The sequence below is a fragment of the Phytomonospora endophytica genome (assembly GCF_014202425.1).
Taxonomy (GTDB): domain Bacteria; phylum Actinomycetota; class Actinomycetes; order Mycobacteriales; family Micromonosporaceae; genus Phytomonospora; species Phytomonospora endophytica.
On the sequence record NZ_JACHGT010000014.1, the window covers coordinates 34937 to 54339 of the forward strand.

Annotated in this window: 18 protein-coding genes and 1 pseudogene; 11 read left to right on the top strand and 8 right to left on the bottom strand. The window is 71.6% G+C overall.

The window, feature by feature from the left end; genetic code table 11:
* Positions 1-69 precede the first annotated feature (69 nt).
* The 4 genes and pseudogenes from HNR73_RS28065 to HNR73_RS28080 all read right to left on the bottom strand — a co-directional run.
* Positions 70-303 carry a hypothetical protein gene (locus tag HNR73_RS28065; protein WP_184790664.1) on the bottom strand — a complete coding sequence of 78 codons (234 nt, stop codon included), beginning with the start codon at positions 301-303 and terminating at the stop codon, positions 70-72.
* Positions 304-505: 202 nt separating this feature from the next.
* Positions 506-1444 (bottom strand): MvdC/MvdD family ATP grasp protein, encoded by a 939-nt coding sequence (locus HNR73_RS28070; protein WP_184790665.1) that lies wholly within the window; start codon positions 1442-1444, stop codon positions 506-508.
* Positions 1445-1454: 10 nt separating this feature from the next.
* The gene (locus HNR73_RS28075) at positions 1455-1916 is read right to left on the bottom strand and encodes a hypothetical protein (protein WP_184790666.1); all 462 of its coding nucleotides are present in this window, start codon (positions 1914-1916) and stop codon (positions 1455-1457) included.
* A 218-nt stretch (positions 1917-2134) separates the two neighbouring features.
* A pseudogene (locus HNR73_RS28080) lies at positions 2135-2593 on the bottom strand (phytoene desaturase family protein); the annotation flags it as partial.
* Between HNR73_RS28080 and HNR73_RS28085 the strand changes: the two are divergent.
* The 6 genes from HNR73_RS28085 to HNR73_RS28110 all read left to right on the top strand — a co-directional run bounded on the left by HNR73_RS28085 (position 2558) and on the right by HNR73_RS28110 (position 6820).
* Complete coding sequence (locus tag HNR73_RS28085; RefSeq protein ID WP_184790667.1) at positions 2558-2860, top strand: VOC family protein; 303 nt, start codon at positions 2558-2560, stop codon at positions 2858-2860. The pseudogene HNR73_RS28080 and the gene HNR73_RS28085 overlap by 36 nt on opposite strands.
* A 59-nt stretch (positions 2861-2919) precedes the next feature.
* The gene (locus HNR73_RS28090; RefSeq protein WP_184790668.1) at positions 2920-3957 is read left to right on the top strand and encodes a ferrochelatase; all 1038 of its coding nucleotides are present in this window, start codon (positions 2920-2922) and stop codon (positions 3955-3957) included.
* A 159-nt stretch (positions 3958-4116) separates the two neighbouring features.
* A complete protein-coding gene (locus HNR73_RS28095; protein WP_184790669.1) occupies positions 4117-4725 on the top strand; it encodes a TetR/AcrR family transcriptional regulator in 609 nt (202 codons plus the stop codon).
* The gene (locus tag HNR73_RS28100) at positions 4722-5306 is read left to right on the top strand and encodes a GNAT family N-acetyltransferase (protein WP_184790670.1); all 585 of its coding nucleotides are present in this window, start codon (positions 4722-4724) and stop codon (positions 5304-5306) included. The genes HNR73_RS28095 and HNR73_RS28100 overlap by 4 nt, the downstream gene beginning before the upstream one ends.
* 282 nt (positions 5307-5588) lie before the next feature.
* Entirely contained in the window at positions 5589-6137 is a 549-nt protein-coding gene (locus HNR73_RS28105) for a TetR/AcrR family transcriptional regulator (RefSeq protein ID WP_184790671.1), read from the top strand.
* Positions 6134-6820: an SGNH/GDSL hydrolase family protein gene (locus tag HNR73_RS28110; protein ID WP_184790672.1), complete on the top strand. Its 687-nt coding sequence runs from the start codon at positions 6134-6136 to the stop codon at positions 6818-6820. Before HNR73_RS28105 ends, HNR73_RS28110 begins: the two co-directional genes overlap by 4 nt.
* A 92-nt stretch (positions 6821-6912) precedes the next feature.
* On the opposite strand, the gene HNR73_RS28115 is transcribed toward HNR73_RS28110, so the two are convergent.
* Complete coding sequence (locus HNR73_RS28115) at positions 6913-7134, bottom strand: SCO4848 family membrane protein (RefSeq protein WP_184790673.1); 222 nt, start codon at positions 7132-7134, stop codon at positions 6913-6915.
* Between the two features lie 536 nt (positions 7135-7670).
* On the opposite strand from HNR73_RS28115, the gene HNR73_RS28120 reads away from it, so the two are divergent.
* Complete coding sequence (locus tag HNR73_RS28120; RefSeq protein WP_184790674.1) at positions 7671-8162, top strand: hypothetical protein; 492 nt, start codon at positions 7671-7673, stop codon at positions 8160-8162.
* Positions 8163-8327: 165 nt separating this feature from the next.
* Entirely contained in the window at positions 8328-11036 is a 2709-nt protein-coding gene (locus HNR73_RS28125; protein ID WP_184790675.1) for an AfsR/SARP family transcriptional regulator, read from the top strand.
* Between the two features lie 31 nt (positions 11037-11067).
* Here HNR73_RS28125 and HNR73_RS28130 read toward each other — a convergent pair whose 3' ends face one another.
* Both HNR73_RS28130 and HNR73_RS28135 read right to left on the bottom strand, forming a co-directional pair.
* Positions 11068-11271, bottom strand: coding sequence for a hypothetical protein (locus HNR73_RS28130; protein ID WP_184790676.1), 204 nt, complete (start codon positions 11269-11271; stop codon positions 11068-11070).
* Positions 11272-11486: 215 nt separating this feature from the next.
* On the bottom strand, positions 11487-12119 hold the full coding sequence (locus tag HNR73_RS28135; protein WP_184790677.1) for a GAF domain-containing protein: 633 nt from the start codon (positions 12117-12119) through the stop codon (positions 11487-11489).
* A gap of 309 nt (positions 12120-12428) precedes the next feature.
* Here HNR73_RS28135 and HNR73_RS40945 point away from each other — a divergent pair, with 309 nt between their 5' ends.
* Positions 12429-15848, top strand: a complete 3420-nt coding sequence (locus tag HNR73_RS40945; RefSeq protein WP_184790678.1) for a polymorphic toxin-type HINT domain-containing protein — start codon at positions 12429-12431, stop codon at positions 15846-15848.
* An 11-nt stretch (positions 15849-15859) separates the two neighbouring features.
* On the opposite strand, the gene HNR73_RS28145 is transcribed toward HNR73_RS40945, so the two are convergent.
* Positions 15860-16468, bottom strand: coding sequence for a hypothetical protein (locus HNR73_RS28145; RefSeq protein WP_184790679.1), 609 nt, complete (start codon positions 16466-16468; stop codon positions 15860-15862).
* A gap of 178 nt (positions 16469-16646) precedes the next feature.
* Here HNR73_RS28145 and HNR73_RS28150 point away from each other — a divergent pair, with 178 nt between their 5' ends.
* The gene (locus HNR73_RS28150; RefSeq protein WP_184790680.1) at positions 16647-17108 is read left to right on the top strand and encodes a hypothetical protein; all 462 of its coding nucleotides are present in this window, start codon (positions 16647-16649) and stop codon (positions 17106-17108) included.
* A 106-nt stretch (positions 17109-17214) separates the two neighbouring features.
* Positions 17215-19299: a catalase gene (locus HNR73_RS28155; protein ID WP_184790681.1), complete on the top strand. Its 2085-nt coding sequence runs from the start codon at positions 17215-17217 to the stop codon at positions 19297-19299.
* Positions 19300-19403: the final 104 nt, after the last annotated feature.

Here is a 19403-nt window from a genome sequence, read left to right on the forward strand (position 1 = left end):
GCCGCATGCTACTTCTCACCAGTGGGGCCCTCTGGCCTCGGAGTCTGTGTGCCAGGTCTCGTCGCAGACTCAGCGCGACGCGTGCTCGTGGAGTGGGGGAGCGGCGGGCATCGGGTCGCCGGCGGTCATGCCGGTGTCCTGCGGGCTCTCACCGGACTCGTCGTGGTCGATGCGGCAGATCCCCGGGATGCACTCGTGAGGCGAGATGACCTCGACGCCGGGCAGGAGACGCCCCGCCACGCGGCGCGGATCGGCGTAGCCGTTGCCGTAGGCCTCCACGGTGTCGATGAAGTGCCTGTCCATTCAGATCACGTCCCTTCACCTTTTTCGTTCCCGCAGTGAGCCGGGCCGAAACGTCGCGACCGGGGCGGGCGGGCACATGTTTCCGTCGACCACCACGGGCGGCACTACACCGTCGAAAACGCCCGCCTCTCCACCCTGCCGCGTGTCGGATGAGCCACCGAACGACGGTGGAGCCGACGCGATCAACGCGGCGCACGGCGTTCTAACCGGGTCCGTTGACGAGCAGGCCCGCCAGAGCACCGAAGATCGGCACTCCGGCCTTGATCTCCATGTAGGCGAACTGGCCCTGCGTGTTGACCTCCAGGAAATAGAACTCGCCGTCGACGCCGAGACGAACGTCCACGACGCCGAACACCAGTCCCAGCGACTCCATCAGCGTCGTGAGTGTCACGCTCACAGAGCCGGGCAGGTCGAACGGGGCGAAGGTGACCGAGGTGTCCAGCCGCGAGTCGACCTTGCCGATCCCGGACTGGGAATCGATGCGCACGGTCAGTTCGCGGCCGGCGACCCAGGCGACGCGAAGGTCGGCCTCGGCCTCCACGTAGTCCTGGAATGTCGTCGGTGCCGCCCGAATCGTCGACAGCCGCCGCCGGTCGGCCTCGGCGAAGAGCCGTGTCTCGGAAAACGCCGCGCGTCCGGTGCCGGTCCGCTTGTAGATCACCTTGCCCGGCCGCGAGCCGATGAACTCCTCGGCGGCATCGGGGTCGTTGGTCACGAGCGTCTCCGGGACGGCGAGCCCTGCGCGGACCGCGGCCTCCAGCTGGACCACCTTGCGCACGGCGAAGCGCTCAGCCCGGGGATCGTTGACCCAACGGGCGGGAAGCGACCAGAGCACGCCCTGCGCGAAACCGTCGCACTCGGCCTGACGGAAGACGTCGTCGTCGGTCTGCGCGCTCACCGGTACCACGCTGTGATGCGGTCGGCGCCACCACACCGAACGGACATCGTCGAGCCGCAGGTCGCCGAGTGTCCGACGGGCCGGTGCACCCGTGCCGATGTGGAAGGAGCCCAGATCGGCCGGGAAGTCCCGCTGATCCAGGCGCACCGGTGTGATGCCGTGATCTCGGCGCAGCACGGCGGCCATCGCCGCGGCGTGCATGTCGTCTCGCTCGGTAACGATCACGACATCGCCGCCGGTCATCACGCCCGCCTCAGTCGAGACTGTCGGACGTCTGGTAGTCGTCCACCCAGCCACCGCCACCGCAGGTGCCGGTCATCGTCGCGTTCGAAGTCCAGGACATCGCCTCGGCGAGCATGAGGTCCATGTCGGCCGAGCCGTACAGGCGTACCGCCCAGGCCCGGGTGAGTTCTCCGAGCTCCTCGTGACCGGCCGATATCGGCAAGTCCTCGGACGTGGTCATCGGCCGCTCGGTGACCTCGATGCGCACCTTCTGGCTGAACTCCGCCTCGGCTCCGGCCCGAACCTCCAGACAGACCGAACGCGGTCCGTCCGAGCGGTCCCCGCCCTCCCTGTCGACGATGGCCACCACGTCGTCACGGCGGAACAGCCACGTTCCGGCGTCGGTCTGGAACCGCACCTCGCTGTCGGACTGATCCAGCAGAACCCCTTCAAGCGGTGGCACCCGTGCCGGGGGTTCGATGTTGTCGCCCATGAGCTCGTCCTTTCGGAGGCATCGATGGTTGCTCGGCCGCCGGATCCCGCGGCCCTACCGTCAGCCTACGAACACGAAGAGTTGATCGCCATCGCTTTACGCATGCGCGCCGGCCACGGCAAGGGCCTTCGGCCATCACGCCCGCCAACCCCGGCCTGACCGGTATCGCCGGTGCTCAGCGGGGGTGGACGCCCGCGGGATGGGTAGCCATGTTCGGTGAGGGCGGCGACGGACCGCATGGGCGGGAAGGGCGTGAACAGGGCGTCCAGGACGGGTTCGGCGATCCGGCGCCACTCGGCGAACATCCGCCGCCAGGCGTCCCCGTCGCCGGGGGCGAAGGCGTCGACCGAGGCGGCCGTACGGTCGAGGTCGCGGCTGAGGACCGCCGAGCGGCCGTCGGGCAGGGCGTGGGCGAGCACGTCGGGCGCGTGGCGCAAGCGCGGGCCGTAGCGGTGCAGTTCGAGTCACGCGAAGACCGGGGAGGCCGCGGCGAAGGGGTAGAGCGCGCTGCACAGGTCGGAGTGGAAGCCCGGGGCGGTGATCTCGGCACTGCGTACGCCTCCGCCGGGCCGCTGGCTGGCCTCCAGGACGGTGACGTCCCAGCCGGCGTCGGCCGGCACATTCGCCGCGACCAGTCCGTTATGCCCGGCGCCCACCACGACCGCGTCGCTCGTCATGGCGTGGGTGTCGGCGACCCGCACGACCGGTCGGTCGACTTCGGCCTTCTCGTCCAGAAGCTCGACAGCGGACAGCCGCGCGTCCACCTTGACGTCCACACCGACGACGTCGACGCCGAGGTGGCGCGCCTGGAAGCTCTCGGCGCCACGCGCGTCCGTCGCGTCGCCCACCTGTGGATCGTGCGCGACCCGGCCGGTCTGCCCTTCTGTGTCACCACCGCACGCCCCGGCGAGCTGGACGAGACCAACTCCAGCCTCTGGGAGTGATCGGGGCTGCCCGCTGGCCCGATGCGACACCGCTCAGGAACGAGCGGCATGATCGTCTGATGCGGTACGACGCCCTGCTGTGGCTTTCGTTCGGTGGGCCGGAGGGCCCTGAGGACGTGTTGCCCTTCCTTGAGAACGTGACCAGGGGCCGCGGTGTCCCGCGCGAGCGGCTGGAGGCCGTCGCCGAGCACTACCACCACTTCGGGGGTGTGTCGCCGATCAACGCGCTGAACCGCGCGGCGATCGCCGCGGTCGAGGCCCGGCTGGCCGATGAGGGTCTCGACCTGCCCGTGGTGTTCGGGAACCGCAACTGGGACCCCTACGTCGAAGACGCCGTCGCCGGTCTCGCGGCCTCGGGTGCCCGTGAGGTGCTGGTGTTTCCGACCAGCGCCTTCGGTGGGTACTCGGCGTGCCGCCAGTACGACGAGGACATCGCGCGTGCTCGCGCGGCGTGCGGTGCGGGTGCGCCGCGTCTGGTGAAGCTGCGGCAGTTCTTCGACCACCCGTTGTTCGTGGCGTCGGTGGCCGACGCGGTGCGGGCCGCGCACGCCTCCCTGGGCGATGCGCCGGGCGTGCGGACGGTCTTCACGGCGCATTCGGTGCCCGAGGCGGCCGACGTGGCCTCGGGCCCGCCGGACGAGGGCGGGCGCCGCTACTCGCGCCAGATCGGCGAGGCCGCACGGCTCGTGGCCGCCGAGATCGGCCTGGCCGACTACGACGTGGTGTGGCAGTCGCGATCGGGTCCGCCGCGGATTCCGTGGCTGGAGCCCGACATCGTCGACCACATCGACGCGCTGCACGACAAGGGTGTGCCCGGTGTCGTGGTCTGCCCGATCGGATTCGTCTCCGACCACCTCGAAGTCGTGTGGGACCTCGACAACGAGGCCGCCGAGCGCGCCGCCGAGCACGGCATGGCCTTCGCGCGGTCGACCGGACCCGACACCGATCCAAGGTTCGCCGAGATGGTCGTGGAGCTGATCCGCGAGCACACCGACGGCGCCCCCGCGCGCAAACTGTCGGACTTCCCGGCGGCCGGCTGCACCGTGGACGGTGCTCCTTGCGCGGTGGCGTGCTGCGCGCCTCAGCGGCGTCCCTGACGACGAGCCGGTCGCACGGAGATCACCCCGGCGGTCCACCGGAGGTGGGTCACCGTAGGCCGTCCTCGCACCCGTCTTGACTCGCCGGGTGCGGAAGAGCCCGACTCCCGCGCCGAGTAGAATGAACATTCGTTCATTTCATAGTTCGACGGAGGGCTCGTGGCACGCACCCCCGAACAGAACGCCGCCCTGCGGGCGGCCACCCGCGAGACGATCCTCGGCGGCGCCGTGCGCGTCTTCGCGCGCCGGGGCTTCGCGGCCACCGCGATCCGCGACATCGCCGAGGAGACCGGCCTGAGCACCGGCTCGATCTACCGCCACTACGACTCCAAGGAGGCACTCCACACCGAGCTCCTCGACCAGGGCGTCGCAGGCCTCGCCGACCTCGCCACCGAGCTCGCCGGGCCGGGCCGGCCCCTCGACCTGGTCACCGCCTTCACCCGCCGCTACCTCTCGGGCGTCCTCGCCGACGACGGCGCCGCCGAGTTCGTCGTCGTGCTCGACCACGCCGTCACCGTCGACAGCCCGCCCGGCACCCGCGCACGGCTCCTCGTCGCCCACCGGGCGATGTGGCGCTCCTTCGAAGACCTCGTCCGCCGCGGGCAAGACAGCGGCGGCTTCGGCACAGGCGACCCCGCCCGCCTCACCACCTGCTTCTTCGCCACCCTCGGCGGCCTCACCTCCATGCGCCTCGCCCTGCGCGGCGAGTTCACCGCCCCCGACGCCGCCACGGTGCTGAGAATCCTCACGGAAGGACGCGACACATGATCAAGGTCGTACGCGGCGACGAACTCGGCGAGCGCCACCGGCGCGCGATCACCGAGGTCCTCGTCGAAGGCTTCGCCAAGGACTTCGCGTACTTCTCCAAGGACCCCGAACGCCTCGCCGCCGCCTTCGAGCACATGCTCCTCCTGCCCCGCTTCCACGTCGCCCTCGTCGACGGCGAACCCGCGGGCGTCGCCTCGCTCACCACCGGAACGCAGGAGTGCTTCGCGCCCCGCCGAGCCGAACTGCGCCGCCACCTCGGCGCGATCCACGGCACCATCAGCCACCTGGTCATCCGCAGCCAGTTCCTCGGCGTCCCCGACGAGGCCCGTCCCGGGCTCGCCGAGATCGGTTTCGTCGCCACCGCCCCGGCACACCGGGGACGCGGCGTGGCCACGGCGCTCATGCGGGACTTGATCGCCGTCCCGGGCTTCGACACCTTCGTGCTGCGCGACATCAAGGACACCAACGCCGCGGCACTCGGGCTCTACGCCAAGCTCGGGTTCGAGGAGTACCGGCGACGGCCGGTCACGTTCGCCCGGCGCGCGGGCTTCGGGTCCTATGTCTCGATGCGGTTGTCATGAGCAGTGCCTGGGAAACTGTCCCGCAGTGTCGCTCGCGCGCGGATATGGCTCGGGTGCGAGGGTGGGAACCACGTGCCGCGCTCGCCGCAGCTTCGAGACACCGGCGAGCGGAGTGCGGCGCGGCGTCAACCCGGGCACGCAGGACCGTCCCGTCGCACCCTGAACGGGATGGTTCTCCATGTGCGCCGCGCACACCTGCCCCATGCCCCGGCGCTTCCCATCCTTTGTGGACCGCCCCACTTCCACTTGTAAGTAACCACTTACTTATGTGACGATCTCGCCATGCCCCCCAAGCGCCGCAGCGCCGACCACCGACGTGCCGACGCCGTCGCCGCCGGGATGCGGATCATCGCCGCGCTCGGGCCCTCCACGGCGGCCGTGCAGCAGGTGGCCGACGAGATCGGCGTCTCCCAGCCCTACGTCTTCCGGCTGTTCGGCGGCAAGCGGGAGTTCTTCCTGGCCTGCCTCGACGAGCTGGAGGCCCGGGTCCGCAAGGTCTTCGCCGAGAACGCCGCCATCGCTCCGGGGGACCCCTTCATCACGATGGGGGAGGGGTTCCGGGAGACCGTCGGCGACGGGGTCGCCGGGGGTCTGCTGTTCCAGGCCCTGGCCGCCGCGAGACACGACGAAGTGATCGCCGCGCGGTGCCGCGCGCTGATCGCCGGAGTCCTGGCCGAGGTCCAGGACTCCTCGGGAGCCACCGCCGAGGAGGTCGCCGACTTCTTCGCCAGCGGCACGCTGGTGCTGGTGCTCCAGGCCGTGGGGGCCGATCTGACCGGGGGAAGCCGCGAGGCCGTCGCCAGACTGCGCGCCACCGAGGAGAGCCGATGAACCCTTTGCTGCTGCCCGTCGTCGCCGTCCAGGGGATATGGGCGCGCTCCCGCATCGAGCGGCTCTCACCGGCAGGCGGGCCGACGACCGGCCGCTCCGGGACCAGGGCGGGCACACCGCTGAGACTCGCCGTGCTCGGTGAGTCCACGGCCGCCGGATGCGGCGCCGACAACCACGAGGAGGCCTTCGCGGGCTCCTTCGCCGCCGCGATCGGCGAACGCACCGGCCGCCCGGTCGAGTGGGAGGTGGCGGGCGTCTACGGGGCCACGGCCCTGCGCATCCGGCACCGGGTGCTCCCGCGGCTGGAGACCACCGCCGACATCGCCGTCCTGCTCGCCGGCGCCAACGACGTGCTGGGACGCAGGCCGGTCGCCGACTGGGCCGCCGACCTGGCCGCCATCGTGGACGGCCTGCGGGCCGAGCGTGTCGTGGTCGTCGGGGTCCCACCGTTCACGATGTTCCCCTCGCTGCCGGGCGTCCTCGCGCGCTATCTCGCCTCCCGGGCCGCCGCCGTCGACTCCGCCGCCCGCGAGGTCTGTGCCGCCCGGTCGCACGCGACCTGGCTGACCAGTACCGACGGAGCCCCGCTCCCGGCCGGCTTCTTCGCGCGGGACGGATTCCACCCCTCGGCGATCGGCTACCGGCATTGGGCGAACACCATCGCGGCCGGGCTCACCCTCTGAACGACCACGAGGCTACGAGCGGCACGCCGCGCGACATCCTCGAACGCCGTAGCGCCCAACGGCGGCGATCCCGGCGAGCCAGGGCGCGTCGATCAGCGCTTCCGCAGCCCCTTGACCCCGAGCCACCCGACAGCGGTTCCGAGTCCCAGGGTCACGACGATGAGCACCGCGTGCACGTACAGGAACGACGTCGGCGCCGAGCCGTCCCAGGCCCGATCGTCGTTCCAGATCGCCACGGCGAACCTCGGCCAGATCACCCAGTTCCACAGCGCGACCACGAGCAGGAACACCGACCATCCGCGCGAGAGTTTCACGCTCGGCAGTATGCCCCAGGCCCGTTCCGCCACCGCCGCGGCCACGCCCGCCGGGGAATGCGTCGTGCGGACGATTCCCCGATGCGCCCTCCACCGGCGACAAGCCCCTTCGCCTGGTCAGGGAAGGTTCGGACCGGCCCCGTCCTGCCACACGCGACCGGGTCTTGACCCACGGTCCGTTGGAGCCTGAAACGGCGGCGGGTGCCCGGTGAGGTTGGCGAGGTCGGGAGCGGGGACGGTCTGGAGGATGTCCTGTGTGTGGAACGAGGCCGGGACGCGGCAGCTGATCACTGCGGGCTCGGGTGGCGGGCGCCGCCTCCCGCCGACACCTCAAGGCGAGTCATGCGCCGAGTCGGACATGTCGAGCGTTTCCCCGCGAAAGGCCTTCGTGTCAGAGGTGGAAGCCTCTTGCGCGGCCGTTGGCGGTCTGCTGCAATCGTCGCGAACATGGCCGCGGCGGACCCACGACGGTACATGTGCACCGCTGTGGCCAGTTGAGCGTGGAAACCACCCGACCCCTGTAATCGGGAGGAGACATGGTCACGCGTCCTTATCGCCCGCCGTTGCGCGCCCTGATCGCGCTGTCGGTCTCTGCGGAGGCGTCCGGTGAGGCGCTGGCCCGAGCGATAGCCGACAACGTGCGCGCCCTGCCCGGAACCGCCGGTGCGGTCGTGGCCTTCATCGACCACGCGCCCGACGACGAGAAGCCCGATCTCGTCCGGCGGCGCTTCTTCGTGAACCTGGCGTGGCGGCCCGACGACGACACCGTGGGGTGGTCGATGGACGACGTGCTGATTCGTGACCTCGCGGCCAAGGTGATCGAAGCCAACGGCGGCCGCCTCCTGTCGTGGGTGGAGGTCTCGCTGGTCTTGTGGCGCCATCTCGTCGCCGCCGTCGACGGAGTCGTGTTCAGTTCACCCCTTCCGGCCGGGTTGTTCCCGGCGATCGACGAACTGCGCGGCCAAGGACGCTCCCCGCGACTCCCGCTGATGGCCCTCCTCATGACGCTCACCGCGCCGCCCGCGTGACCGCATGGCGGTCTCCCGAAAGAGGAGACGGCCATCAGGGAGCCCTGGTGTCGTGGTCTGGCAACGGACAGCGGACTAACCTTGCGGTGTCCATTGTGGTGCGATCCCGCTCGATCGCGTCCTCGCGCAGAACCGATGTGCGCGAGCGTGCGCGGAGGTGCCGTCTTGATCGAGATCCGCATGCTGGGTCCCTGGGAAGTACGTGTCGAAGGCCGCCAGGTGGAGCTGCCGAACCGGCTGCGGGTGGCCCTCGCGGTGCTGGCGATGTCGGTGGGACGGCCCGTACCGGTCGACCATCTGATCGCGATGCTCTGGGACGGCGACGATGCGGGCCGCCGGCCCCGGCGGACCGTACAGACCTACATCGCCCGGCTGCGGCGGACCCTCGGCGCCGCGGCGATCGTCAGCCACCCCGCGGGCTACGTCCTGGACGCCGCCACCGTCGACGTCGACGTACCGCGGTTCACCGCGCTGGTCGGCCCCGGCGATCCGCTCCACGAGCGAGAGAACCTCATCGAGGCCGCCGCACTCTGGCGCGGCGCGCCCTTCCAGGGCCTGGACGCGACAAGGTTGCCCGAAGTCCACGCGTCCACACTGATCGAGCGGCGACTGGCGGCCATCGAACGCCGCGTCGACCTCGACATCCGCGACGGGGACCCGGCCACGTGCGTCACCGAACTCCTGGAACTGACCGCCGCCCACCCCACCCGCGAGTCCCTGTGGGTACGCCTGCTCGACGTCCTGCGCCGCTGCGGCCGCCACGCCGAAGCCCTGGAACGCTACGAAACCGTCCGCCGCCACCTCGCCGAGGAACTCGGCGCCGACCCCGGTGGCGAACTCCGCGCCATCCACGCGGCCCTCCTCGCCGGACAGCGCCCCCAGGCGCCGGTACGGCACCAGACGCCAACCGTCATTCCACGCCAGCTGCCTCCCGACCTGGCCGCGTTCACCGGCCGACGCGACGCCCTCGACCTCCTTGATCCCCACCTGTCGCAACCCACGGCCATGCCCTTGCTCACGATCAGCGGACCACCCGGCGTCGGCAAGACCACCCTGGCCGTCCACTGGGGACACCAAGTGGCCCGGCGCTTCCCCGACGGCCAGCTCTACGCCGACCTGCGCGCATACGCCCCCTCCGGGCGGCCCCGCGGCGCCGCCGAAGTCGTCGGCGGATTCCTCGAAGCCCTCGGCGTCCGGCTGCGCGACGCGCCCGTGGCGGAAGACGCCCGATTCGCCCTCTACCGCAGCCTCCTCGCCGATCGCGCCGTCCTCGTCGTTCTCGACAACGCCCGCGAGGCCGAGCAGGTCCGCCGGCTCCTCCCCGGCTCGGCGCGATGCCTGACCGTCGTGACCAGCCGGGAACGGCTCACCGGACTGATCGCCGTCGACGGCGCCCGCCCCGTCGTCCTCGACGTCCTCTCCGCCGGCGAGGCGAGAAACCTCCTCGAAAAACGACTGGGCACCGCGCGGGTGCACGCAGACCTTGAGGCGACCGCCCTCGTCATCGGCCGCTGCGCGGGGCTACCACTCGCCCTGGCCGTCGCCGCCGCGCGAGCCGCCCTGCGACCAGGCCTCCCGATGGCATCGATGGCCAGGGAACTCGAACCCGGCCCCGGGCTCGACGGCTTCACCGACAACGACCTCCTCGGCGACGTCCGCTCGGTGTTCTCCTGGTCCTACCATCCCCTCAGCCCGGCGGCGGCACGCCTGTTCCGGCTACTGGGGACGCTGCCCGGGACCGACGTCGACGCCATCGCCGCCGCGAGCCTTGCGGGCGTCGCGGAGTCCGAGGCCCGCCAGCTGCTGCGGGAACTCACCGACGCCGCGCTGATCACCGACAACGGCGACCGCTACGGCCACCACGACCTGCTCCGCGCCTACGCCGCCGAACGATCCCGCGCCGAGGACACCGAACCGGAGCGCCGCGCCGCCCTCGGACGCCTCCTCGACCACTATCTCCGGTCGGCCGACGCGGCCTCCCGCGTCCTTGACCCCAACCGTGCCCCTGTCACCACCGACGCCCCGGAGTTCACCGACAGGGAAGACGCGCTGACCTGGTTCGACGCCGAACACGACAACCTCCAGGCCGCCGCCGTGCGCGCCGGGACCTCCGGATTTCCCGGCCACGCACGCGATCTGGCCTGGACCCTGCTGCCATTCCAGTCGCTGCGCGGCCGCTGGGACGACGCCGTGGCCGCGCACCTGGCCGCCGCCGGCGCCGCCGGCGACCGGCCGGATCCCGCCCGCGACGCCGTCATCCACGCCCGCCTCGCCCGCCTGCACGCGATGCGGGAGAACGAGACCGCGGCCCGCCGGGAGATCTCCGTCGCGCTGGCTCTGGTGGAAGGTGCCGCCCCGGACGTGTGCGGCGCCGTCGACCAGCACGCCGCGCAGGTCTACGACCTGCTGGGGGACCATGCCTCCGCGCTGCGGCACGCTCAGAGCGGGCTGGCGCGCGTGCGAGGACGGGCGCACCTGGAGGCGCGGGCACTGAACCAGGTCGGCTGGTTCCAGGCCAACCTGGGCGACCTGGACGCCGCCGCGCGAAGCTGCGGTGAGGCGCTGGTCGTCAACCGTGCCATAGGCAACCGGCTCGGTGAAGCCTCCACATTGCACAGTCTGGGCCTCGTGCACCGCCGGCGCGGGGACCTGGCCGAGGCCGCCCGGCACTACGCCGAGGCCGCCGAGTGCTACCGGGAACAGGACGTCAGTTACTCGCTGGCGGTGACTCTCCGCGACCTCGGTGAGACGCACGCGCAGCTCGGCCGCACAGGCCCCGCACGCGACGCCTGGCAGGAGGCGGCGACGATCTTCGCCGCCCTGGGCCGCTCCGAGACACACGATGTGGAGATCGCCCTCAAGGGCCTGCCCTGACCCGGGGACCAGACGGCCCCCGGGCGAGAGGTCAGGCCTTGTTGCACCCGCCGCAGCTCCAGGTGGTGCAGCTCGTGGAGCAGTTGCTCAGTGTGGAACATCTGCGGGTACAGACCCGCATGCCGCCGGGGCAGTCAACGTACTTCTGCTCCGTCCAGGATTTCGGAGTACAGGCGGCCTCGGCGCGCCCACCCGGGACGAGGGCGGCGAGCAGACGGTCGGCGATGGCGTTCATGCGGCGCATGGTGCTCCCTTCGGTTTCCTGCGATTCTTCGACCGAGCGGCGTCAAAACGGCGACGATCCGGCGTCACCGCAGGTGGCGGCACGAGTGGGAGCCCGGTGACATCGAGGAGATATCGCCTTAGGGCATCGGTGGGACCCGCATCGCAGCGCCTTGACCGCCAGGCGGAGTAGGCGGGCCGGGACCTGTGGCATGACCGCCGCTGGGCTCAGCCGGTGGAAGACGCTTCCTCAGCGGTGTCACCCGGTTCGAGGTCATGTTCGGCGCCGCCGAGGGTGACCGGGCGCAGCAGATCGAGGGCTTGCTGAAGTTGGGCGCTGAGAAGTTCCTGATGGCGGACGGCGCGTTCCTGCAAGATTCCGATGGTCGCCATGTCGGCCAGAGCCTGCGCCAGGTGGAGTGTGGTGCGGGTCGGGTTGCCTTGCCGGATGTCGAAGAGGTTGAGAGCGCCGACGGTCTTACCGCGCAGCCGCATCGGCAGGGTGTGCACGGAGGCGAAACCTGCCTCGATCGCCGCGTGAGCGAAACGCGGCCACTTCTCCAAGGTTGCCGGTTCGGTGAGGTCTGGGACGACGACGGGCAGCCTGGTCCGGAAGCAATCCGGGCAGGGCCCCTCATCGGTCAGCAACTGGAGCAGTTCGAGGATCCGGGTCTGTTCGGTTGACGCCGCCGCGATTCTCATCGAACCCTCGTGATCGCCGAGGAGTATGCCGGCGGTGGTCACGTCGAGAAGCTCACCGCATCGACGGGTGACCAGACGAAGGAAATCGGTGATGTCGAACTCGTCGACGAGCGTGTCGGCGAACTCGATGAAAACCGCTGCCAGGGTTTCAGTGTCCATAGCGGGTGCCCTCCCGCCGGATGTCACGCATGGTGCGTGTCCCTCGACCGAAATGGGTTCTGAAGGGAGCATATGCCCCTCAGGCCATGGTCACCATGGGTGCTTCAACGGTGTCGCGACATGCTGAGAACATCAGGCCGCCCTCGCGGGCATGTGCGAACTCCACGACCGCACCGACGCCGCACTCGCCGCCGCCCGTCGGGCAGGTACCGGTGCTCGGACGGCTTCCCTATCGGACCTGATGACGCAGGCCCCCGGGGGCAACCTGGGAGCAGCGGGAAGTGCGGGCCGCACAACAAGGGGATGGCCGTGGAACCGACCCATGCCGATTTCAGTGAGCGTCCGGCCCGCGAGCAGTCCGTGCACACGGCGCCAGGGGCGCGGCCGTCGTCTCTGCATGTCCTACAGCGGCTGGCGGGCAACGCCGCCGTGACCGGGCTCGTCGGCGGTGGGCATGTACCGCACCTCGACGCCGCGCAGATCCCGCAGCGGCCACCCGCCCCGCCACCGGCGCCGCCGGTCGCGGCCGCACCGCCGGCGCTGCCCCCGGTGCAAAGACCCGAGGCGCCCGAGGCTCCCGGCCCGCTCCCTCGGCCACCTCACCCGACGCCGGCCACTGTGGACGACAGCGGACTGGTCGAGGCGCGCCAGGCCGAGGCTTCGGCGGCCGAGCAGGAGTCGCAGGCGCGCGGCGAGTTCGAGGCCGCGACCGGGGACGCACGTTCGGCCATGGCATCGGCCGGCGACGACACCGTCCCACAGGCGGCGAGTCCCGGCGCGCAGATCCTGGTCGAGGCGATCACGCAGGCCGGTGCGGCCGGAGCGGGCAGGCTCACCGCGGCCGCCTCCACGGCCGTTGACGCGATCACCGGAACCGCCGGCGCGGCGGCCTCCGATGTGGACGCCACCGCGCGGCAGCACGGCGTCGGCATCGCCGAACAGGCCGGTCAGGCCAGGGAACAGGTGACGGCCGCGGCGCGCGCCCGCTCCGGTGAGGTCGGCGAGACGGCCGCGACCGCACGCGAAGAGGTCGCGCAGTGGCGCCACGCCGAGACCGAGCGGGTCCGCACCGACGTCACCGCCCGCACCGGCGAGATCCGAACCGCCGGGACCGAGGCGCGCGCCCAGGTCGCCGACGGCACCGAGACCGCCGTGCGGGACACCGCCACCACGCTGTCGTCCGGCGCAGACCGGGCGGCGAGGCCTGGCGCGGGCGGCAGTGAACCGGTCGCCAAAGGCCAAGGCGAGGTGGCCGCGAAGGTCTCCCAGGACGCCGGCGATCAGATGAACCGGGCCGCCGGGAACGCCGGCGGCCAGCTGCGCACCCGCGCCGCCGAAAGCGACCGGGAGATCGCCTCGGGGACCGACCGGATGGCCGAGCAGGTCGCCGCCGAACTACCCGCGGCGACCACCGCGATCACCGGTGCGGCCGCCGACACCGACCGGGAGACCACCCGCTCGGCCGGCGAGGCCACCGGACAGATCGACCGGCACGGCGCCCACGCCGCGACCGCTCTTTCCCAGGCGGGGCAGACCGCCACCGCCGCGGCCCGCGCGAGAGCCGGGCAGGACCGCACCCGCATCCACCAGGCCGCCACGGCCTCGGTGTCCGCCGTCGGCGCCCGCGCCACGCAAGCCGCCACCCAGGCCCGCGCCCAAGTCGCCGAGGCCGCCGGTCAGGCCGCGACCCTCCCGGCCGACGAGCAGGCCGCGGGGGCCGCCGTCGGCGAGGTCGACGCCGTCATCGGTGAAGGCTTCGACACCGCCGCCGCGGGCCTGGCCGACACCGGCGGCCGCGTCGGGCAGGACCTGACCGGCGCGGCCGGGCAGTCCCGCGCCGCGCTGGACCAGATAGCCGACCGGACCCGCGGGCACCTCACCGAAGCCACGAGCGGCACCGTGGCCGACCTGGCCGAAGGAGCCGGGAAGGTCACCGGCGGGATCCGCACCGGCGTGTCCGGGGCCATCACCGCCGGCTCGGCCGCCGTCGCCGGCGCCGGGCAACAGCTGTCGGCCGCCGCGGCACAGGCGCAGACGGGCCTGGCGGGCGCCGCCGCGACCGCCCGCCAGGGCCTGGCCGCGCCCGTCGAGGAGACCCGGCAGAACACCGAGACCGCACTGGCCGGTGTCTCCACACGGATCGCCACGGGCCAGCAGCGTGTCGCCGACCGGGGTGCGTCGGTGCAGCGCACGACGCAGCGGTTCGTGCAGCGCTCGATCCTCGGCGACATCGGCGACTGGTTCTCCCGCCAATGGGACGACATCAAGGACATGCTGGGCAACTGGGGCTTCTGGGCCGGTCTGCTCGTCACCCTCCTGCTGTTCCCGGTCCTCGGGCCGGGTGCGCTCGTGGTCGGCGGCGCGGTGGGCGGCGCGGTATCGGGGATCCAGCAGAACGTCCAGCAGGGCCGCTCCTGGTACGACCTGCGCAACATCGGCCGGGGTGCGCTGGTCGGCGCGCTCATCGGCGGTGCCTTCGCCGCCGGGAGCGCGCTGCTGGTGCTCGGCGGGCTGGAGGGCGCGGCACTGCTGGTCGGGGAGATGGTCCTGGCCGGTGGGATCGGCGCGGTCGTCAACCTGATCAACGGTGACCCGTGGGACAAGGGACTGCTGGGCAACATCCTCCTCGTCGGACTGTTCCGGGGCCTGGGCAAGGCGTTCCCACGGGTCTTCGGCGGTGCACGGGGCGGCCCCCGGGCCGGTGAGGAGGCACCGGCTCCCGGCGCTCGACCCGGGGAGCGCGCGCCCGCTGAGCCGGCCGCCGACGGCGAGGGCTGTTTCGTGCCCGGGACGCTCGTGGCGACCCCGGACGGGCCGGTCGGCATCGAGCGGATCGCCGTCGGCGACAAGGTCCTGGGGGGACTGCCCGGCGCCGGGCCCGGACCGCAGACGGTCACGGCGGTCATGACCCACGTGGTGCCGCGCGTACTCGACCTCACCGTGGCCGGGCGCGTCATCTCCTGCACGCCCGCGCACCCGTTCTGGGTGGACGGGCCGGGCTGGACCCCGGCCGGTGAACTCACCCCCGGCACCGTCCTGACCACAGTGGACGGCCGGACCGCCACCGTCACGCGCACCCGCGCCCGCACCGACGGCCAATGGATCGTGCACAACCTCACCGTCGCCGGCACGCACACCTTCTACGTCGCCGAATCCGGCGTCCTCGTGCACAACAAGCCCCGCCGCTACCGTCCGCCGAGCGGCGACGTCGAGGCCGCCCGGGCCGGTGAACTCGCCGAGCTTGAGAACGTCAAGGCCCGGGCGCGGCGGGTCCGCGAGGCCGCCGAGGCCCAGCCGGAGGAGACACCTGGGCGCGATGACACGATCAGGCAGGCGCGCGACATCGAGGCCGAGGCCCGCGAGCTGCAGACCGACGCCAACAGCGCCCAGGACGTCGGCGACGTCCAAGGCGTGGCGCGCTCGCGCGGAGAGCTGGAGGCGAGCCTGGACACCTTGGAGAGCCGCGCACCGGCCAGGACCGAGCCGGAGCAGCCGTCCCGGTCGGGCACCGAGGTCGCCGAGACCTTCGACACCGTCGAGGCCGCGATCGGGCAGGTCGAAGGCAACGCCCGTGTCGTACAGACGGTCCGCACGGCCAACGAGGGCCTGCGGTCGCAGGGGTTCACCGAGACGGTCTACGTCGTCGACAACAACGGAACACAGTGGACGGTGTCGCGCAATCCGCGCACCGGACGCTACGCCACCGGGCACCACTCGTCGTCGAATTGAGCCCGCGCGGCTCAGCGGTATCCGAGCCGCAGCAGCAGGCAGATCTGGTGGTAGAACCTCACCGACAGCCCGGCGGCCTGGTCGTCTTGTGCTCTGTTCGGCTCCTCGCCGGAGGCCAGTCCGGCCGTGGTCACCACGACGAATCTGGACAGGTCACCGAACGCCCACCAGTACCTGCCTTGCGGCGGAACGCCCGCCGGAGGCTCGACGACCTCGGCCAGCACGTCGGTGGCGTCCAGGTCGTCGTCGATTTCACGCGCACCGATCACCTCGTCGAAGGCGAGGACCGTCGCGGTCAGGCGGAACTCGCCGCCGGGGCTTGAGTAGGCCGCTTCGACGGCACCCACGCAGCGCTCGAACTCCTCGACGAGAGGGCAGCCGGTGAGCGCCCCGCGTTCGTCCAGGGACAGCGTGATGAACCGCGAGAAGTCGGCGGGGTCGCGCACGTCCACACTGTCGGCGAACACCTCGGCGGTGAGTTCGGTGGAGTACGTGGGCGTCGGGCTCGGATCGGCGGCGGGAACATACGCCGGGACGATTTTGCGGGTGATCAACAGAGCCGCCGCTATTCCGGCGACCACGACGACGGCGATGACGACTCGTTTGGCGCGTAAGTCCACTTTCCGACCTTCCCCCGTGCACCTCGCCTCTCATGATGCGCGCCCGGGCGGTGTTCTGCTGTCCCGTCGCGGGGAGAGCCTGGGACCTTGAGGATTTCGTCGGCCGACGCGAACTCCGGGTTTCGATCCCGCGTGGTGGGGGATACCCCGGCGTGACCCCGCACGATGGAGGCCCGACATGACACTCATCCTCAGCCCCGCCGCAGGCCGCGACACGCGTGTCCCGATCGAGCGTGCCGTGGTCGACCGTGTCGCCGCGAGCCGGCCACGCGAGACGTATCTCGTGGTGCGTTTCGAGCGTGCCGACGGGCGGGCAAGCGTCCATCACGCCTGGACCGATGGTGGCGAGGTGCTCGGTGCGCGGATCGACGCCGTGGCCACCGCTCGTGGCATGGACGGCCTGGACTGGCTGGCCGTGACCGCTCGGCATGAGGAGACGAGCGTCGAGGGGCGGATGGTGGTGACGGAGTATCGGCTCCGTGCCGTCCTCGCCGACGTCGAGGCGGGCCGGGGTGCGCTGCCGGATGAGCGTCGCGACCTCACCGACGCGCTGGCCGCCTACTGCGACACCACCGGCAGGGCCGTCGCCATCGGCGCCTGGTGCCGGGTCGGGCCCGCGGCGGTCGACGCCACACCGTGAGTCGCTCGGCCGCGAAGCTTCACAAAAGGTCCGCTTCGCCGGGTTTGATGGCAGGGTCGGAGTGGGCATCCCCTCGGGGATCCGACCAACCTGGGGAGGCACGGGCATGGGCAGCGCCGCACAAGACCGCGACCGGACGGCCAAGGACCGACAGCTCGACGAGGTGCGTGTCGACCCCCTGCAGGGCGCGCTCACCACCGACCAGGGCGTGCCGGTCGACGACACCGACAACTCGCTCACCGCCGGCGAGCGCGGCCCGAGCCTGCTCCAGGACTTCCACCTGCGGGAGAAGATCACCCGCTTCGACCATGAACGCATCCCCGAGCGTGTCGTGCACGCCCGGGGCTCCGGGGCGCACGGCTACTTCCAGGTCCATGAGTCGCTGGAGCACCTCACCAGCGCGAACTTCCTGTGCGATCCGACGCTGCGTACACCGGTGTTCGTGCGCTTCTCCACCGTCCAGGGTGGCCGCGGCTCGAACGACACACCGCGCGACGTACGTGGTTTCGCGGTGAAGCTGTACACCCAGGAGGGCAACTTCGACCTCGTGGGCAACAACATGCCCGTCTTCTTCATCCAGGACGGCATCAAGTTCCCCGACGTCGTCCACGCCGTCAAACCCGAGATCCACAACGAGATCCCGACGGGCGCTTCGGCCCACGACACCTTCTGGGACTTCGTCTCGCTGCAGCCGGAGACGATGCACCACGTCATCTGGCTGATGTCCGACCGGGCCATTCCACGCAGCTTCCGGATGATGCAGGGCTTCGGCGTGCACACCTTCCGGCTGGTCAACGGCGCGGGGGAGTCGACCTTCGTCAAGTTCCACTGGACGCCGAAACTGGGCACGCACTCCCTGGTGTGGGACGAGGCGCAGAAGATCGGCGGCAAGGATCCCGACTTCAACCGCCGCGACCTGTGGGACGCCATCGAGGCCGGTCAGTACCCCGAGTGGGAGCTGGGGATCCAGGTCATCCCACCCGAGCAGGAGTTCGACTTCCCGGGCGTCGACCTCCTCGACGCCACCAAGCTCGTTCCCGAAGACCTCGTCCCGGTGACCCCGGTCGGGCGCCTGGTCCTCGACCGCAACCCGGACAACTTCTTCGCCGAGACCGAGCAGGTCGCCTACTGCGTCAACAACCTCGTCCCGGGCATCGACGTCACCGACGATCCGATGATGCAGGCGCGGATGTTCTCCTACCTCGACACCCAGCTGACCCGCCTGGGCGGGCCGAACTTCGCGCAGCTGCCCATCAACCGGCCCCTCGCCCCGGTCGCCAACCACCAGCAGGACGGGTTCGGGCAGCAGAGCGTCCGCCAGGGCACCGCCAACTACCACCCCAACAGCATCGGCGGCGGATGCCCGGTCGTGCCCGGCTCGGGCGCCTTCACGCACTTCCCCCAGCACGTCGAAGGCCCGAAGCTGCGCAAGCGCCCCGAGTCCTTCGCCGACCACTTCGGGCAGGCCACGCTGTTCTGGAACAGCATGTCCGACTGGGAGAAGAAGCACATCGTCGCCGCCTACCGCTTCGAGCTGGGCAAGGTCACGCGCAAGGAGATCCGCGAGCGCGTCGTGGGCCTGCTCAACAACGTCGACCACGAGCTCGCCGGGCTCGTCGCCCAGGGCGTCGGCGTGACCCCGCCGGCGGAGGCGACCGTCAACCACGGCGCTACATCGGCGTTCCTGTCTCAGACGGTGCTGCCCGGTGAAGGCATCGCCACCCGCATGGTCGCCGTGCTGGTCGCCGACGGTGTCGACGCCGCGGCCGTCGAGGCGGTGACCGAGGCGCTCACGGCTCAAGGTGCCGTCCCGGAGATTCTCGCCGCGGTCGACGGGACCGTGACCACCGCCGACGGCGGTTCGCTGCCGGTGACCCGTTCCATGACGACGATGGCCTCGGTGCTCTACGACGCCGTCGTGGTCCCCGGCGGCGCGGCAAGCGCCGAAGCCCTCGTCGCCGACGGTTTCGCCCGGCACTTCATCGCCGAGGCCTACAAGCATGCCAAGCCCGTCGCCGCCACCGGGGCGGGCCGCTCGGTGCTCGACGCGGCCGGGCTTCCGGAGGCCGCGCCGGGCCTGGTCGCCCACGACGGCGACGGCGCCCCGCCGCAGGACTTCGTCACCGGCCTCGTCGACGCCATCGCCGCCCACCGGCACCACGACCGCGACGTCGACGCGATCGCGGCCTGACCTCGACGCGCTCCGAGCCGCCCCGCCCGGGCGGCTCGGGCGGCATGCCTCGCGGCGCTGCGGGTTGCCGTTCGGCGTGGGGGAGGGGCGGGACACCGAAGAAG

Excerpts from the sequence above, each read along its gene's own strand:
- HNR73_RS28150 (WP_184790680.1), top strand. The coding sequence starts at position 16,647 with ATGACACTCATCCTCAGCCCCGCCGCAGGCCGCGACACGCGTGTCCCG.
- HNR73_RS28135 (WP_184790677.1), bottom strand. The coding sequence starts at position 12,119 with ATGGACACTGAAACCCTGGCAGCGGTTTTCATCGAGTTCGCCGACACG.
- HNR73_RS28110 (WP_184790672.1), top strand. The coding sequence starts at position 6,134 with ATGAACCCTTTGCTGCTGCCCGTCGTCGCCGTCCAGGGGATATGGGCG.
- HNR73_RS28155 (WP_184790681.1), top strand. The coding sequence starts at position 17,215 with ATGGGCAGCGCCGCACAAGACCGCGACCGGACGGCCAAGGACCGACAG.
- HNR73_RS28075 (WP_184790666.1), bottom strand. The coding sequence starts at position 1,916 with ATGGGCGACAACATCGAACCCCCGGCACGGGTGCCACCGCTTGAAGGG.
- HNR73_RS28090 (WP_184790668.1), top strand. The coding sequence starts at position 2,920 with ATGCGGTACGACGCCCTGCTGTGGCTTTCGTTCGGTGGGCCGGAGGGC.
- HNR73_RS28085 (WP_184790667.1), top strand. The coding sequence starts at position 2,558 with ATGCCCGGCGCCCACCACGACCGCGTCGCTCGTCATGGCGTGGGTGTC.
- HNR73_RS28120 (WP_184790674.1), top strand. The coding sequence starts at position 7,671 with ATGGTCACGCGTCCTTATCGCCCGCCGTTGCGCGCCCTGATCGCGCTG.
- HNR73_RS28065 (WP_184790664.1), bottom strand. The coding sequence starts at position 303 with ATGGACAGGCACTTCATCGACACCGTGGAGGCCTACGGCAACGGCTAC.
- HNR73_RS28100 (WP_184790670.1), top strand. The coding sequence starts at position 4,722 with ATGATCAAGGTCGTACGCGGCGACGAACTCGGCGAGCGCCACCGGCGC.
- HNR73_RS28130 (WP_184790676.1), bottom strand. The coding sequence starts at position 11,271 with ATGAACGCCATCGCCGACCGTCTGCTCGCCGCCCTCGTCCCGGGTGGG.
- HNR73_RS28105 (WP_184790671.1), top strand. The coding sequence starts at position 5,589 with ATGCCCCCCAAGCGCCGCAGCGCCGACCACCGACGTGCCGACGCCGTC.
- HNR73_RS28070 (WP_184790665.1), bottom strand. The coding sequence starts at position 1,444 with ATGACCGGCGGCGATGTCGTGATCGTTACCGAGCGAGACGACATGCAC.